The organism is Klebsiella sp. CN_Kp097, assembly GCF_040064495.1.
GTDB lineage: Bacteria > Pseudomonadota > Gammaproteobacteria > Enterobacterales > Enterobacteriaceae > Klebsiella > Klebsiella aerogenes.
This window is the reverse complement of the sequence record NZ_JBEAIL010000001.1, coordinates 323,237-339,180: the sequence shown is the minus strand read 5'-3', so window position 1 is coordinate 339,180 and position 15,944 is coordinate 323,237. Positions and strand designations below refer to the sequence as shown.

The window sequence follows — 15,944 nt, the reverse complement described above, 5'->3', positions numbered from 1 at the left end:
GCAAGACGACAGGGTAACGCGATGAATATTAAAATCGATGCGCTGAACTACTACGGCGCGACGAAGAAATACCAGCTCCATTTTCCGGCGCTGCGGGAAGATATCGAAGCCGATGTGGTGATTATCGGCGGCGGCTTCTCCGGCATTAACACCGCGTTGGAACTGGCGGAACAGGGGATCACCAACGTGGTGGTGCTGGAAGCGCGCCATCTTGGCTATGGCGGTACCGGGCGCAACGGCGGCCAGGTGATGGCCGGGATCGGTCACGATATCGAAGCGGTGAAAAAACACGTCGGCAAAGAGGGGCTGGAAACGCTGTTTAAAATCGCCAATCTCGGCGCAGGCATCATTCGCGAACGCATCCGTAAATACAACATCGACGCCGATTTCGTCCCCGGCTACGGCTACCTGGCCTATAACCAGCGGCAGCTTAAAACGCTGCGCCAGTGGGAAAAGGAGTTTAAAGCCGCTACCCCGGATGAAGAGATTGAACTGTATACCGGGAAAGAGGTACAGCAGGTGGTCGGCTCCGAGGTCTACTGCGGCGCGCTGAAACATATGGGCGGCGGGCAGATCCATTCACTCAATATGCTGCTTGGTTCGGCACAGGCCGCGCATTCTCTGGGGGTGAAAATTTTCGAATCCTCACCGGTGGTGGAGGTGAATTACGGCAAACAGGTGCAGGTGCGCACCGCGATGGGCAGCGTTAAAGCCGCCAAACTGCTGTGGGCCTGCGACAGCTTCCTCAACAATATGGAGCCGGAGATCTACAACAAAACGCTGGTCACCTACTCTTATCAGGTATCGACCGAGCCGCTCTCCGATGAACTGATCGAGCGCATCAGCCCGCTGCGCGGCGCCTTCAGCGATATTCGCCCGGTGATTAACTATTATCGCGTCACTCGTGAAAACCGCCTGCTGTTTGGTAGCGCCACCCGCTTCCTGGAGTATACGCCGAATGATTTCGCCGCCTGGAATCGTACGCTGCTGGCGGAGGTCTTCCCGTACCTGAAAGATGTGAAGATCGATTTCGCCTGGGGCGGGCCGATGGCCTGCAGCGCCAACCTGTTCCCGCAGATTGGCACCTTACGCGACCATAACAACGTCTTTTACGTCCAGGGGTACTCCGGCTTCGGCGTCACCCCCTCGCACATCGTGTGCAAAATCCTCGCCGAAGGGATCAATGGCGGTTCCGACCGCTATCGTCTGCTAAGCAGCATTCCCCACGCGACCATCCACGGCCGTGACAGCCTGCGCTTGCTATTAGTCACCGCCGGAAAACTGATGCATCAAACCGCCGGTTTCTGGAAAGGCCGGAGTTAATCAGGAGAACGCTATGCACGCTTTTAAACTCAAACACCCGGTACCTGAACTGCAGCCGATCGGCAGCGTCAGCCTGCTCGGCGCGACGCCGACCGCCGGCGACCCGCAGGTGGCCGGGGCGATGATCTACGGCGAGCCGCAGGACGCCTTTACCTGCGGACTGTTTTCGTCCACTGAGGGGAGCTTTACCATGACCTATCCGTTTACCGAGCATGCCACCGTGCTGGAAGGCGAAGTGGAGCTGACCGTCGCCGGTGGCGAGCCGCAGCGCTTCGCGCCGGGGGACAGCTGGTTTGTCAAACAGGGTACCGAAGTGGAATGGAAAATCCTCACCCCACGTTTCGTCAAACACTATCTGGCGAACGTCGAGACGCTCTAACACGCTGATAATGCCCGGCGGCGCATTACGCCTTCTCCGGGCTACCAAATCGCACAGCGCTGTAGCCCCGGTAAGCGGCAGCGCCACCGGGGATTTTGAGGCCAAATTAAAGGCAGGCCGCACGGACCGTAGGCCGGGTAAGGCGCTAGCCGCCACCCGGCAGAAATACGCGCAACGTGGCAAGACAGATGGCCCCGCTTTCCGGGGCTATTTTATTTATCAACCGCCACATTCATGGACTACGTCACAGATTCACCCGTTGCTCTCCACCTTCCGGACGATATTCGTTGAGCAGGATGCCCGCCTAAATTATGACTATCCGGGAGTGGCGCTGGCTATTCCCTGCCCTCCCCTACATTGTGCAGAGGTTGACTATGTTTAGTAACAGACTCGCCAGCCATCTTGAACGCGGCGTCGTCGGCTTTCCGACGACCCTCGCCAGCTCGGTTGGGCTGATTATGGCAAGCCCGGTGATCCTGACGGTCACCAGCGGATTCGGCATGGGCGGCGACACCTTCGCGCTGGCGGTACTGCTGGCTTTTATTATGATGCAGGCGCAGGTCACTACCTTCGCTGAAGCCGCGACGTTAATCCCCACCACCGGTTCGGTGTACGACTATATCTCCTGCGGTATGGGCCGCTTCTTCGCCATTACCGGCGCGCTGTGCGCCTATCTTATCGTCCATATCTTCGCCGGCACCGCGGAGACCATTCTCGCCGGCATTATGGCGCTGGTGAACTTCGAATCGGTCAACGCGCAGATGGCCGCCCATCAAAACACCTGGATGGTCGGCGTCGGTATGGTGGTCATTTTCGGCCTGCTGAACGCCATTGGCGTGGAAATTTTCGGCAAGGTCGAAGTGGTGCTCACCTTTGGCATGTGGACGACGCTGACCATTTTCGGCCTGTGCGGCATTTTTATGGCGCCGGTGACTCACCTTTCCGGCTGGTTCGGCACGCCGCTGAACGTTAGCGATATCTCCGGCCTGTTCGGCTATATCGGCATGGCGATGTTTATGTTCGTCGGCTGCGAACTGGTGACGCCGATGGCGCCGGAAATCAAAAAAGCCCACCGCACCATTCCGCGGGCGATGGCGCTGGGTTTACTGGGCGTCGCCAGCTGCATGTTTATCTACGGCGCGGCGATTAACCGCCAGGTGGAAAACGTGGTGGTCGATGCGGCGAATAACATCCATCTGCTGGACACGCCGATGGCGATCCCGGCCTTCTCCGAGCGGGTGATGGGCCACGCCGGCCAGTATTGGCTCGGGGTCGGCCTGCTGCTGGCGGGCTGCGCCACAATTAATACTTTGATGGCCGCGGTGCCGCGTATTATTTACGGTATGGCGCTGGACGGCGCGCTGCCGCGTTTTCTTACCTGGCTGCATCCGCGCTTCAAAACACCGGTGATCGCGATTGCCATCGGCGTGGCCATCCCCTGCCTGCACGCCTGGTACCTGAACGGCGATCTGGACCGCATCGTGCCGCTGATCCTCGCCGCGGTCTGCGCCTGGGGCGTAGCCTATCTGCTGGTCACCCTGTCGGTGGTGATGCTGCGCATTCGCCGCCCGGACCTGCCGCGCGCCTACCGCTCGCCGTGGTTCCCGCTACCGCAGATTATCTCCAGCGTCGGGATTATCATCGCGATCGTGAATATTACCCCACCGGGAATGGACAGCCGCGAGGTGCTGGTGCCGTTCGGAATTATGCTCGGCCTGACCGCTGCCTATGCCCTGTTCTGGACGCTGTGCGTACAGCGCGTTAATCCGTTCAAGCCGCTGGAGGTGGAAGAGGTGGTCGAGCGCGCTATCGGCAATTACGAGAAACAGACCCGCGGGGAGATGACGCCTGATGTCCTCCGTCCCCTGGTTTGAAACGCCATTAATGAACGCGGTGCAGCGCGACTTAGCGAGCTGGCCGAGCGAAAAACTGAGCGAAAGCAGCGCGATGTTGCGGCTAAACGACGTCACCGCCGTCACCTTCAGCGTGCGCCAGAAGCGGCTATTTATGGCCAGCATTCACAGCTGCGAGTTTGTCGTCGAGGGGCCGGTTACCCGGCCCGCTCGCGGCAAGATCCGCGCCCACCAATCCGGCTGGCTGAAACGTCAGCCCATCCGCTTTATCGGCAGTAAAGAGAGCGCGGAACTCGCCGGCTATCTCAACGGTTTTCCTAATCTCCAGCAGACCTTAAGCGAGCTGGACTACCGCCGCTTTTCGTTGACCTTTGACGATAGCGGCTGGCGCTGCTGCATTGAACCCTGGGCCGCCAGCGAAGTGGTCTGTAAAATGCCGCCGCTGCGCCGTTATCTGAAGCTCGAAGCGCAGCAGCGGATGCTGCTGCTCAGCGTACTGGCGATGATTAATCAGGCGGTAAGTCAGTGGATGCGCGGTGAAATCGCAGAAGAGAAAGCATTGACTTCCCCGCCATCACCGCGGGGAAGCTGAGGTGGTTTATAGCAGACCAAACTGCTGCGCCAGCCGATCGATGGCCTGGCGCTGGAACTGCGCGAATGCGGCGCGCGGCTGCTGCTGCTGAATAAATTCCAGCAGCGGATCCTGAACCTCGGTGCGCACGCCGCTCAACGTTTCCATCACCGCCAGGCCGCAAAACGGCACGTAGGACTCGGCGTAGCCGCCTTCGTGCACCATCACCAGTTTCCCGCCGCACAGGCGATCCGCCGCCTGCTGGACCTGTTCGGTCATCGCCCGAAAGCTGTCGCTATGTAGCTGCATCCGCGCTAATGGATCCATCGCGTTGGCGTCATAGCCGCAGGCGACAATGATCAACTCCGGTTCAAAACGCGCCAGCGCGGGAATGACGATAGTTTCCAGCGCATAGCGCCAGCTGTCGTCGCCCGCCCCGGCCAGCAGCGGAATATTGATGTTGTAACCTTCGCCCGCGCCAACGCCGCGATCGTCCTCCCCGGAGTAGCCCGGCGGGAAGCAGCCATCCTGATGCAATGAGATAGTCAGCACATCATCGCGCTGCAGATAGATATGCTGTGTACCGTTACCGTGGTGAACGTCCCAGTCAATAATCGCTACCTTGCCGAGCCCCAGCAACGCTTTCGCCCGTTCAACGGCAATGGGAATATTGGCGAGGAAACAAAACCCCATCGACTGATCCGGCAGGCAGTGGTGTCCTGGCGGCCGCGACAGCGAATAGGCGTTATCCAGCTCCCCTTTCAACACTGCTTCCACGGCGGCACAGGCCAGTCCGGCGGAAAGGCAGGCGATTTCATAACTCCCCGGCCCCAGCGGCGCTTCTTTGCCGAGCATGCCGCCGCCGTTATCGCTGATTGCCTTAAAACGCTCAAGATAGCTATCGGGATGGATCCGCCGCAGGTCCTCAAGGCTCGCCGCCGCCGCGCTGCGTAGTTCCAGCTGCGGCGTCAGCCCGGAGACGTCCATCAGGTTTTTCATCCGCCGTTTGGTCTCCGGCGACTCGGCATGGCCGCCGCCGGCCGGCGGCTGCACCCAACCACCGACCGGCAGCGTTACCGCGTGCAGGCCGGTACTGTGCCAGAAACAACGTTCATCAAAGAAGAAACCGGTTTTTCTTTTCACTCTATCCTCCCGTTGGCTAAACCTTTTCCGGCGGACGACGCCGCCACAATCAAAATCAGCGACAGCAGCGCGCAGGCGCCTGCCGCCGCCAGCAGCGGATTGGCGCTGGCGAAGTGTTGCAGTAAGGCCCCCGCGAGCGCCGGACCGGCGGCCATTCCGCCGCCGATCACCAGATTGATGCTGTTCATCAACCGGCCGGTATTATCGAGCGCGGCCACGCGAGCGAGGATAAAGGGCAGCACGAATGTCCAGGTGAACTTAAACAGCAGCGCCGCAATGGCGTAACGCACCAGCAGCGGATGGCCCGTCAGTAACAGCACGCTGGCGATCAGCAGCGCGTATCCCAGCCACACCGCCAGCCGGTCCGGGCGATGAGTACCGCGCAGCGCCGCGCCGCCTGCGCCGATAATGCCGAACACCGTCGCCGCCGCCAGCACCAGACCGACCTGTGTCGGACTCAACCCCGCCCCGCTGCCGATGGTGCCGATAAAGGTCCATACCGCGCTGAGGCTGATATAGAAGGTGAGAACTGCGAGCACCGCCAGCGCCTTTCGCCACGACGCCGCAGGCGGTTGGCGATGGGAAGCCGATCGCGCTTGAAAACACGCCGGGAAGGCGGAAACCAGCGGCAAACAGCAGAGCATGATGGCGGCGAGAATCAGATAAACAACCTTCAGGCCAAAGGTCACGAACAGGCCGGGCAACACCAGCAGGCCAAGCATGCCTAACAGCAGCTGCCCCAGTACCCAGAATGCGTACACCCGCGATGGATTCGGCGTTCCCGCCGCGCAGCTGATGCACAAAATCATTAGCGTGCCGCCCGCCAGGGAAGCAATAAAGCGTACCGCCAGCAGCGACGCATACTGAGTTACCACCGCCGAAGCAAGGTTAGCGAGCAGAAATACCGCGCAGGCGACGAGTGCCACCCGCCGCCAGTCGAGGCGGTTCATCCACCACCACGCCGGGAGCGTCGCCAGGCTCATCGCACCGAGCTCCGCCGAAAATAGCCAGCCGATCTGTCCTGGTTTAAGGTGCCATTCGCTGGCCAGCTGCGCCGCCACCGCCGGCGCGGTCATTAAAATCCCCGGCGCAATGGCGGCGAAAATAACAATCGCCGCCAGCAAACGCAGCGACACCACCAGCCCGTCAGGCCGGGAAAGGGTATTTTCAGAAAGAGGTGTACTCGACATCGTAGGGCGTGCTCCAGTCAAAAAAGCCTCCCCCCGGACGGTTATCCAGGGAGTGATACCCACAGGCATCAGGAAAACGCCGTGCTGCCACGGCGCGCGCGGGATGCGATAGTCAGATTACAGATGCAGCGTACGCTGAGCGGCAGGCATCCAGGTTCGGGAAACGAGTTCAGTCCGGTTGACGACTTCGGTCTTGGCGAAAATATTGCGCAGGTGGGTTTTCACCGTCGAGAGCGAGATATCCAGCTGGCGGGCAATCAGCTTATTGCTGGCGCCTTCACGCACCATGCCAACGATTTCGCGCTCTTTGGCCGTCAGGATGGCAGGGAGTTCATCCTCTTCCTGCAGGAAATCGCGAATAGCCAATTCCACCAACGGCAGTACCGCCTGGGCCCGCAGCCGTTCCTCGCTGGAAAAAGGCACGTCGCGCATCAGCGAGATACCGGCAACGATCCGCCGTTCGCGGCGAATAAAGATTTCGGTCATGTCGCGTACGTTATTCGGCAACATAAATTCATGATAGTAATGGCGGTTGCGGTCGCAGAGCCGCGGCGTCATCGCTGCCATGGTCGTACTCTGGTGACTAAAGTGCGCCGGCAGGTGCGGATCCAACGGCTGGAAGCTCTCCAGATATTGTTGGTGTGTATTATCCGAAATATTATGCAATATATAGTTTTCAGGTTTTAAACGATTATTTACTCGATAAAAAACCGCTGAAGACAGTGGAATTAACTGTGAAATAGTCTGTAAACAACGGGCTATTATCGCATCATTACGACTGGCTTTTAATAAAGCAGACATGATATTTCCCCCCGTCAAGGTGGTGGTGCGTAACACGCGGATTACCAGAGTAAGATGAAGCATACATTTCACATTTAAGTAACACAATCATTAACATGTTAACAATGTGATATCGATTACATTATTTTCATCAATACATTGTTATTTAAAGCATTTAAAAACAAGCCAGCGTTCTGTTAACGTGTACACGTTAAAACATAAACAAAAGTTATTAACATTACGCGTTATTTTCCGGCAAGGATTAAAAACCCTTATATTGGCAGGTCCGATCTCATCCTTAAGAACGATAGTTTTTTGCATTTTTTCATTTATACCCTAAAAAGGATGTCGATAATTTAACGCCGCGGCTTAATCAACGGATTACGCCTGACTTGCTATTGCCCAAATATGCCGCCCAGGCCAGCAATTAATAGAGGATAAGCCGATGCTGAATATCGCCGCCTTACGCCAGCAGCAAATTCCGCTGGCCGTTGAACCGCGCTCATCGCTGCCGTTTCATATTCTGATGAAACCGATTGGTCCCGCCTGCAACCTCGCCTGCCGCTACTGCTACTACCCGCAGGATGAAACGCCGGTCAGGAAGATGGACGAGGCGCGGCTGGAGCAGTTTATCCGCCGCTATATTGCCGCCCAGCCCGCCAGCGCGCGGGAAATCAACTTTGTCTGGCAGGGCGGCGAGCCGCTACTGGCCGGGTTAAGTTTTTATAAAAAAGCGCTCGCCCTGCAGCAGCGCTACGCCCCTGATGGCGTAACCATCAGCAATAGCCTGCAGACCAACGGGACGCTGATCAACGACGCCTGGTGCCGGCTGTTCCGCGAACATGGCTTTATTATCGGCGTCAGCCTCGAAGGTAGCGAAGCGCTGCAAAACCACCATCGTCCTGATAAACGCGGGCAGGCTTCCTGGCCGGCTGCGCTGCGCGGTATCGCCCTGCTCCACCAGCATCAGGTGGAGTTTAATCTGCTGGTAGTGGTGCATAACGAAATCGCCGCCCACGCGGCGGCGATTTATGACCGGGTGGTCACGCTTGGCGCGCGCTATCTGCAGTTCCAGCCGCTAATGAGCGAAGGCGCCGCGCTGCGTGAGGGTTATCAGCTCAGCGCCGATAACTGGGGGCGTTTTATGGTCGGTATCTGGCGACAGTGGCAAAAGCGCTGCGATATGGGGCGGGTGTTCGTCATCAATATCGAACAGGCGTGGGCGCAATACTTTACCCATACCAGCGGCAGCTGCGTGCATAGCGCCCGCTGCGGCAGCAATCTGGTGATGGAATCGGATGGACAACTTTACGCCTGCGATCATCTGATCAATGCCGAACATCGGCTGGGTCGCCTTGACGAGCAGACGCTTGCCGCCGCAGTTGACGCTTCAGTTCAGCTCCCTTTCGGCCAGCAAAAAAGCCAGCGCCGCGAATGTCAGACTTGCTCCGTAAAAATGGTCTGCCAGGGCGGCTGCCCCGCGCATCTCAACGCCGCTGGCAACAATCGGCTATGCGGCGGTTATTACCGTTTCTTTAGCGAAATCCTCGCGCCAGTACGCCCCTTTTCCCGCGACCTTAACGGCCTGAAAGCCTGGCGGGCCGCGTTTGTTGGGGCCGCGCATCCCGCGTAGCCCTTTGCCCTGATGGTTGTCCCACTATGAACAGGAGAGTCAGTCGTGAACAAAAAAGCCATGGCCGCGGCGGTCAGCATGATCCTCGCCGGCGGCGCGCACGGCGCGCAGAATGAGCATCCAAACGTCATCGTGATTATCGCCGATGATATGGGTTATTCCGATATCAGCCCCTTCGGCGGTGAGATCCCCACCCCCAACCTACAGGCCATGGCGGAGCAAAGTATCCGCATGAGCCAGTATTACACCTCGCCGATGTCGGCCCCGGCGCGTTCGATGCTGTTGACCGGCAACAGTAACCAGCAGGCCGGGATGGGCGGCATGTGGTGGTACGACAGCACCATTGGCAAGGAGGGTTACGAGCTGCGGCTGACCGACCGCGTCACCACCATGGCCGAGCGCTTTAAAGATGCCGGCTATAACACGCTGATGGCCGGCAAATGGCATCTCGGTTTTGTTCCCGGCGCCACGCCGAAAGATCGTGGCTTTAACCACTCCTTCGCCTTTATGGGCGGCGGCACCAGCCATTTTAACGATGCGATACCGCTCGGAACCGTCGAGGCGTTCCACACTTACTATACCCGCGATGGCGAGCGCGTCTCCCTGCCGGATGATTTTTACTCCAGCGAAGCTTACGCCCGCCAGATGAATAGCTGGATTAAAGCGACGCCGAACGAGCAGCCGGTCTTCGTCTGGCTGGCTTTCACCGCCCCTCATGACCCCCTGCAGGCGCCGGACGAGTGGATTAAGCGCTTTAAAGGCCAGTATGAGCAGGGTTACGCCGAGGTCTATCGCCAGCGCATCGCCCGCCTGAAAGCGTTGGGAATTATTCATGACGATACCCCGCTGCCGCATCTGGAGCTGGATAAAGAGTGGGAAGCGCTAACGCCAGAGCAGCAGAAATACACGGCGAAAGTGATGCAGGTGTATGCAGCGATGATCGCCAATATGGACGCGCAAATCGGCACGCTGATGGAGACGCTGAAACAAACCGGGCGCGATAAAAATACCCTGCTGGTATTTTTAACCGATAACGGCGCCAACCCGGCACAAGGTTTTTATTACGAATCTACCCCCGAATTCTGGAAGCAGTTCGATAACAGCTATGACAACGTGGGCCGCAAAGGATCATTTGTCTCCTACGGCCCCCACTGGGCCAACGTCAGCAACGCCCCCTACGCCAATTATCACAAAACCACCAGCGCCCAGGGCGGCATCAATACCGACTTTATGATCTCCGGTCCCGGCATTACCCGGCGCGGTAAAATCGACGCCTCAACGATGGCGGTGTACGACGTGGCGCCGACGCTATATGAATTCGCCGGCATCGATCCCAACAAATCGCTGGCTAAGAAACCCGTATTGCCGATGATTGGCGTCAGCTTTAAGCGCTATCTGACCGGCGAAGTCCAGCAGCCGCCGCGCGGCAACTACGGCGTCGAATTGCATAATCAGGCGGCCTGGGTCGATGGCGACTGGAAGCTGCGGCGCTTAGTCAAGCTCGGCCTCAGCGCCGGCGACGCGCCGTGGCAGCTGTTTAACCTGCATGACGATCCGCTGGAAACGCACGATATCGCGGCCCAACATGCCGACCGGGTCAAAGCCATGATCGACGCCTACGAGGCATTTGCTAAGCGCACCATGGTTACCAAAGCGCAGGGCAAGATGATCGATTATGTCGGCATCGATAGCAAAACCGGACGCTACCTGGCGGTCGATCCGGCGACCATGAAGCCGGTGCCCGCGCCGCAAGCCATTCCTGTGAGCGAGGGCAAATAAACGAACCCGGTTATCGTTCTTCCGGGCGATAGCCGGAAGTAGACTCGCTTTCTAAGGTAATCCTGAACCCCATTACAGGAGAGAGCGGATGGCGAGAGTCGTGGTGATTACCGGCGGCGGAAGCGGGATTGGTGCCGCCTGCGCGCGGTTAATGAGCGCGGCGGGCGATCGGGTGTTTATTACCGGCAGACGTGAAGCGCCGCTACACAAGATTGCCGTTGAAACCGGTGCGACGGCACTGGTGGGCGATGCCGCCGACGGCGACGTCTGGCGGGAACGGCTGCTACCGCCGATTCTCGACCAGACTCACGGTATTGATGTACTCATCTGCAGCGCCGGCGGCATGGGCAATAGCGCCGCCGCCGATACCAGCGATCGCCAATGGCGCGAGGCGCTGGACGCGAACCTGAACAGCGCTTTTGCCAGCGTGCGTGCCTGCCTGCCTTCACTGATTGCCTGCCGCGGCAATGTGCTGTTTGTCGCTTCCATCGCCTCGCTCGCCGCCGGGCCGCAGGCCTGTGGCTATGTCACCGCCAAACACGCGTTAATTGGCCTGATGCGCTCCATCGCCCGCGATTACGGCCCACAGGGCGTCCGCGCCAATGCGATTTGTCCCGGCTGGGTCACCACTCCGATGGCGGATGAAGAGATGATCCCACTGATGCAGGAACACGGGCTGTCGCTTACCGAAGCCTATCAACGGGTGTGCCGCGACGTTCCGCTACGCCGCCCCGCCAGCCCCGAGGAGATAGCCCAGGCCTGTCAGTTTCTCTGCTCTCCGCAGGCCGCCATCATCAGCGGCGCGACGCTGGTCGCCGATGGCGGTTCCAGCATCGTCGATGTTCCAACGCTGGCGTTCACTTAACGCCCTACTCTACTCAGGAGCTCACATGACTTCAGAAGCCGTATTTATCCAGGTCGGCGCGCTGGCCGATGGTTTCGCCCCGCACGGCAACCTGCTGGCCACCGCCAGTCTGCCCGCAGGCGAACGCTTTACCTTTTATGCCGACGGGAGCGAGCCGCAGCAGTTGGTTATCGAAAATGACCAGACACTGCTTTGGAACGGCAAACGCGCGCCCTGGCGGGCAACCGCCCTGCGCCCCGATATTCTGTTTATCGATTTTCTTGACCCGGAGCGCGATAACGCCAGTATCAGCGCGGTATGCAACCTGACGCAGCGCAACGCCACGCTGGTATACGGCCAGCTACCGGACGAAGCCGCCGCGCGGCTGGACGCCTTCAGCCGGGTAGAACAAGGACTGCCGCTGACCGCCGTCGAGGCGCGATTTGTCTTCGCCCGCCTGGATACCCAGCCGGGACCGCTGCCGGACTTTACCACCGCGCTGGTCGGCATGCGCAATCAGTACACCTATAGCCCGACCGAGCGTTATGAACACATCTATCTCAACGATAATTTTTACGCCTGGCAGTGTCTGGATGGCGTGGAAAAGGGGCTGGCGGATGTCGATCGCTGCCATTACGTGCAGGTGGCTGAGGATCTCTATTTGTTCGTCTGGCGGGAGAAAATCATTCCCACGTTGGGGGCTATCTTGATCGATCTTCAGCAGATGCGTACCGATGGTAAGATCATGGGTTATCAGGGCAGTGATTTTGGCGCCTTGAGTAATTTCCCGGTCGGCGCGAGCGCGAAGATCCTCAACGTCACCCGCCATCAGGAATAATATTGCGTGGCCGGGAGACGCGCCCGTTCAACCGGAAGCGCCCCATCCGGTTGAACGGGCCCTGCGGGCGCGGGTGCTTCGGCATCAGGCACTGACGGAATTGCATGTTCAGGAGCAGAAACGGCGGGTGAGCCTGATGAGTAAAGGGGGTCATGTGTCGCTACGCCGGGCAACATCCGCGGATAAGGAGCAGCTTTGCGCCGGATGGCGGCTGCGCCTTATCCGGCCTACCGTTCGTGGGGCCCGCCGTTAATTTATTCACCATGGTGGCTGAAACTGTCGAGGTTGGGGGCCGCAAAATCCCCGGTGGCGCTACCGCTTACCGGGGCTACGGCACTGTGCGATTTGGTAGCCCGGACAAGGCGCAACGCGCCGCCTCCGGGGAGAGGGGCTGACTCAGGCGCTGGCGCTGTCGAGCCGCGCCAACTGCTCGCTGCTAAGGCTCAGCGCCGCCGCGCGGGCGAAGCTTTCCACCTGCGCCAGGCTGGTGGCGCTGGCAATCGGCGCGGTAACGCCTTCCCGGCTCATCAGCCACGCTAACGCCACTTCTGCGGGCTTCGCCTGCTGTTCTTCCGCCACCGCGACCAGCGTGTCAATAATCCGCATTCCGCGTGGATTGAGATATTTAGCGATGCCGCTACCGCGCTGGCTTTGCGCTAAATCGGACGGCTGGCGATACTTACCGCTCAGGAAGCCGGAAGCCAGGCTGTAGTAGGTCACCACGCCTATATCGCGGCTGACGCAGAGATCGCGTAGCGCCCCTTCAAAGGCGGAACGGTGATAGAGGTTATATTCCGGCTGCAGCACCTGCCAGGCAGGAAGGCCGCCTTTACGCGCCACTTCCAGCGCCGATGACAGCTGTCCGGCGTCGAGGTTTGAAGCGCCAATCGCCCGCACCTTGCCGGCCTGCTGCAGCGCCTGGAATGCTTCTAACGTTTCATCGATTGGCGTTTCAGGATCCGGCCAGTGGGCGAAATAGAGGTCGACGTAATCCGTATTCAGGCGGCGCAACGAGTCGTCAATCGCCTGCTGGATCCAGGCTTTTTTCAATCCTTTATGGCCGGGTAGCCCCATATCAGAGCCAACTTTAGTGAAGATTTTGACTTTATCGCGTATGCCAGGGCGCGCCTGCAACCAGCGGCCAATAATGGTTTCGGATTCGCCGCCCTGATTGCCCTCCGCCCAGCGGGAATACACATCCGCCGTATCGATAGCATCAAAACCGTGGTCAACAAAAGCATCAAGAATGGCAAAACTGGTTTTCTCATCGATGGTCCAGCCAAAGACGTTGCCGCCAAATACTAATGGGGCGATGGAAAATCCGCTTTTGCCCAATGGACGTGTCATCATGCCGATTACTCCTTAGCTTATATTCTGTTTCCCTCAGATAACCGCAGGGGGTCTGAAGAGGATGTCGAGTGGATAATCAGAAAAGGAATCTTGCGGCGGGCAGTCCATGCCCGCAGGGTACACTCTGACATTATGTCCCGGAATAAACGTCAAAGCTAAAATATTTCCCGGCCAGTTTTTTGTAGGTGCCGTCGGCAAGCATTTTCGCAATCGCGCCATTTATCTCTTCGCGCAGCGCATCGTCGCCTTGACGCAGGCCAATCGCCGCCCCGGCGCCGAACAGTTTATTATCCTGCAGTTGTCCGCCAACAAAGGCGAAATCCTTGCCCTGCGGCTGCTGCAGGAAGCTGTAATCGGCCATCATGCCGGAGAGTACCGCGCCATCGAGACGACCTGACTCAAGGTCGCGAACGACGCTATCGGCGCCCTGATAGGCGACAATGTTAATCCCCTGCGGCCGCCAGTACTGGTTCACATAAGTTTCCTGTGCCGACCCCTGCTCGACGCCGATAGTTTTCCCCTTCAGTTGCTCTGGCGTATTGCCTTTGAGGGTATTTTTGCGCGCCACCAAAAACACCGGCCCGTTGTACAGCTTATCGCTAAAAGCAATCTGCTCTTTACGCTTCTCGGTCATATACATCCCTGAGAGGATCGCGTCGAATTTACGCGCCTTCAGCGCCGGAATGATGCCATCGAAGTTGCTTTCCACCCACACGCACTTCGCCTGCAGTTGCTGACATATCGCGTTGCCCAAATCGATATCAAATCCCGCCAGCTTGCCCTGCGGATCTTTCCATTCAAACGGCGCGAAGGTCGGGTCAACGCCAAAACGGATCTCTTTCGCCCCGGCGGCCAGCGCCGACGTCGACGCCATTAATGCCAAACACAACAACAGTGATTTTTTCATTCGAAGTCTTCTCCAGGGATTAACGGCAGTGCGCTTGCACTAAACGCGCGAACAGCGTCGCGCCAGTGCAGATAATGTCATCGTTAAAGTCATAACCGGGGTTATGCACCATGCAGCCGCCCTTCTCGCCTTTTTCACCGTTGCCGAGCAGGAAGTAACAGCCCGGACGCTCGCGCAGCATAAAAGCGAAATCTTCGCTGGCGTTCATTGGCGATACCGACTCCAGCACCCCTTCGCGGCCAAAGACTTCCAGTGCCAGCGCCTGGGCGAAATCGGTCTCTTCACTACTGTTGGTTAATACCGGGTAAGAGTCGTAAATCTCGACTTCGCTACTGGCGCCATAGCTTTTGGCTGTATACTCGGTCAGCTCTTGAATACGCTTAATCAGCAGATCGCGAATTTCCGGTTTCATCGCCCGCACGCTGAGCTCCATCACCACGCTCTCAGGAATCACGTTCGAGGCGATGCCGGCCTGGAAAGTCCCCACGCTGACGACCGCCGTTTCACCCGGCGGCACGTTGCGCGCGACGATGCTCTGCAGCGCCATCACCAGCGCCGCGCCGGCCACGATAGGGTCGACGGTTCGTTCCGGATGCGCGCCGTGGCCGCCGTAGCCGGTAATCGTGATTTTGACCGTGTCCGCCGAGGCCATAAAGTTGCCGGCATAGAAGCCCAGCTTGCCAACCGGTAGCCCCGGCATATTGTGCAGGCCGAAGATGCGTTCGCAGGGGAACTGCTCAAACAGGCCATCTTTAATCATCAGATCCGCGCCGCCGATGGCTTCTTCCGCGGGCTGGAAAATCAGATGCACCGTGCCGTTGAACTGGCAGACCGGCGAGGCGATATATTTCGCCGCCGCGAGCAAAATCGTGGTGTGGCCATCATGGCCGCAGGCGTGCATTTTTCCGGGTACGGTACTGGCCCAGGGTAAATCGGTGGTTTCATAAATCGGTAATGCGTCCATATCGGCGCGCAGGCCAATAGTGCGCGGCGAGTCGCCTTTGCTCAGGCTGCCGACGACGCCGGTTTTACCGAGGCCGCGGGTCACCTGATAGCCCCATTCTGTCAGCTTACCGGCAACCAGCTCGCTGGTATTAAACTCTTCCAGACTTAATTCCGGATTGGCATGTAAATAATGACGGATAGAAATCATTTCATCTTCCGTGGCTTTAATTTCTGGAATTACACAATCAGACATGCCGTTCTCCGGGAATAGATTAAGAACTTAACAAGTTATCCTGGCGCAAAGTTTATGCAAGTAGCATTTCTAATTGCTGGAACACCATCCATCATATTTTTAATACAGACAAATCGCAGAACAATAACCATTAAAACTGGCAAAATTTAAATATAA

Annotated in this window: 14 protein-coding genes; 8 read left to right on the top strand and 6 right to left on the bottom strand. The window is 58.3% G+C overall.

The genetic code is table 11. The annotated features are described in order from the left end of the window. The first annotated feature begins 21 nt into the window (after nt 1–21). The 4 genes from ABLV07_RS01620 to ABLV07_RS01605 all read left to right on the top strand — a co-directional run bounded on the left by ABLV07_RS01620 (nt 22) and on the right by ABLV07_RS01605 (nt 4,147). On the top strand, nt 22–1,323 hold the full coding sequence (locus tag ABLV07_RS01620) for an FAD-binding oxidoreductase (protein WP_020079404.1): 1,302 nt from the start codon (nt 22–24) through the stop codon (nt 1,321–1,323). A gap of 13 nt (nt 1,324–1,336) precedes the next feature. Next, a complete protein-coding gene (locus ABLV07_RS01615; RefSeq protein ID WP_348853232.1) occupies nt 1,337–1,702 on the top strand; it encodes a cupin domain-containing protein in 366 nt (121 codons plus the stop codon). 374 nt (nt 1,703–2,076) lie between these two features. Then, entirely contained in the window at nt 2,077–3,576 is a 1,500-nt protein-coding gene (locus ABLV07_RS01610; protein WP_348853233.1) for an APC family permease, read from the top strand. Beyond that, nucleotides 3,554–4,147 (top strand): DUF3156 family protein, encoded by a 594-nt coding sequence (locus ABLV07_RS01605; RefSeq protein ID WP_348853234.1) that lies wholly within the window; start codon nt 3,554–3,556, stop codon nt 4,145–4,147. The genes ABLV07_RS01610 and ABLV07_RS01605 overlap by 23 nt, the downstream gene beginning before the upstream one ends. Before the next feature lie 6 nt (nt 4,148–4,153). Here the strand turns inward: ABLV07_RS01605 and ABLV07_RS01600 are convergent, their stop codons facing one another. From ABLV07_RS01600 to ABLV07_RS01590, 3 genes are all read right to left on the bottom strand, one after another. Further along, nucleotides 4,154–5,269, bottom strand: a complete 1,116-nt coding sequence (locus ABLV07_RS01600; protein WP_047038941.1) for a class II histone deacetylase — start codon at nt 5,267–5,269, stop codon at nt 4,154–4,156. Then, nucleotides 5,266–6,459, bottom strand: a complete 1,194-nt coding sequence (locus ABLV07_RS01595; protein ID WP_320470099.1) for an MFS transporter — start codon at nt 6,457–6,459, stop codon at nt 5,266–5,268. The genes ABLV07_RS01600 and ABLV07_RS01595 overlap by 4 nt, the downstream gene beginning before the upstream one ends. Nucleotides 6,460–6,576: 117 nt before the next feature. Continuing rightward, nucleotides 6,577–7,260 (bottom strand): LuxR family transcriptional regulator, encoded by a 684-nt coding sequence (locus ABLV07_RS01590; protein WP_015367829.1) that lies wholly within the window; start codon nt 7,258–7,260, stop codon nt 6,577–6,579. Between the two features lie 424 nt (nt 7,261–7,684). Here ABLV07_RS01590 and ABLV07_RS01585 point away from each other — a divergent pair, with 424 nt between their 5' ends. The 4 genes from ABLV07_RS01585 to ABLV07_RS01570 all read left to right on the top strand — a co-directional run bounded on the left by ABLV07_RS01585 (nt 7,685) and on the right by ABLV07_RS01570 (nt 12,333). Further along, nucleotides 7,685–8,872 carry an anaerobic sulfatase maturase gene (locus ABLV07_RS01585; RefSeq protein WP_020079410.1) on the top strand — a complete coding sequence of 396 codons (1,188 nt, stop codon included), beginning with the start codon at nt 7,685–7,687 and terminating at the stop codon, nt 8,870–8,872. Between the two features lie 45 nt (nt 8,873–8,917). Then, nucleotides 8,918–10,651 (top strand): arylsulfatase, encoded by a 1,734-nt coding sequence (locus ABLV07_RS01580; RefSeq protein ID WP_320470100.1) that lies wholly within the window; start codon nt 8,918–8,920, stop codon nt 10,649–10,651. 88 nt (nt 10,652–10,739) lie between these two features. After that, on the top strand, nt 10,740–11,516 hold the full coding sequence (locus tag ABLV07_RS01575) for an SDR family oxidoreductase (protein ID WP_348853235.1): 777 nt from the start codon (nt 10,740–10,742) through the stop codon (nt 11,514–11,516). Nucleotides 11,517–11,541: 25 nt separating this feature from the next. Beyond that, nucleotides 11,542–12,333 carry a MoaF C-terminal domain-containing protein gene (locus tag ABLV07_RS01570; RefSeq protein ID WP_045411880.1) on the top strand — a complete coding sequence of 264 codons (792 nt, stop codon included), beginning with the start codon at nt 11,542–11,544 and terminating at the stop codon, nt 12,331–12,333. A 396-nt stretch (nt 12,334–12,729) separates the two neighbouring features. On the opposite strand, the gene ABLV07_RS01565 is transcribed toward ABLV07_RS01570, so the two are convergent. From ABLV07_RS01565 to ABLV07_RS01555, 3 genes are all read right to left on the bottom strand, one after another. Continuing rightward, the gene (locus ABLV07_RS01565) at nt 12,730–13,683 is read right to left on the bottom strand and encodes an aldo/keto reductase (protein WP_015704664.1); all 954 of its coding nucleotides are present in this window, start codon (nt 13,681–13,683) and stop codon (nt 12,730–12,732) included. A gap of 130 nt (nt 13,684–13,813) precedes the next feature. Further along, complete coding sequence (locus tag ABLV07_RS01560; protein ID WP_015367838.1) at nt 13,814–14,590, bottom strand: ABC transporter substrate-binding protein; 777 nt, start codon at nt 14,588–14,590, stop codon at nt 13,814–13,816. A gap of 19 nt (nt 14,591–14,609) precedes the next feature. Then, nucleotides 14,610–15,788, bottom strand: coding sequence for a M20 aminoacylase family protein (locus tag ABLV07_RS01555; RefSeq protein ID WP_348853236.1), 1,179 nt, complete (start codon nt 15,786–15,788; stop codon nt 14,610–14,612). Between the last annotated feature and the right edge of the window lie 156 nt (nt 15,789–15,944).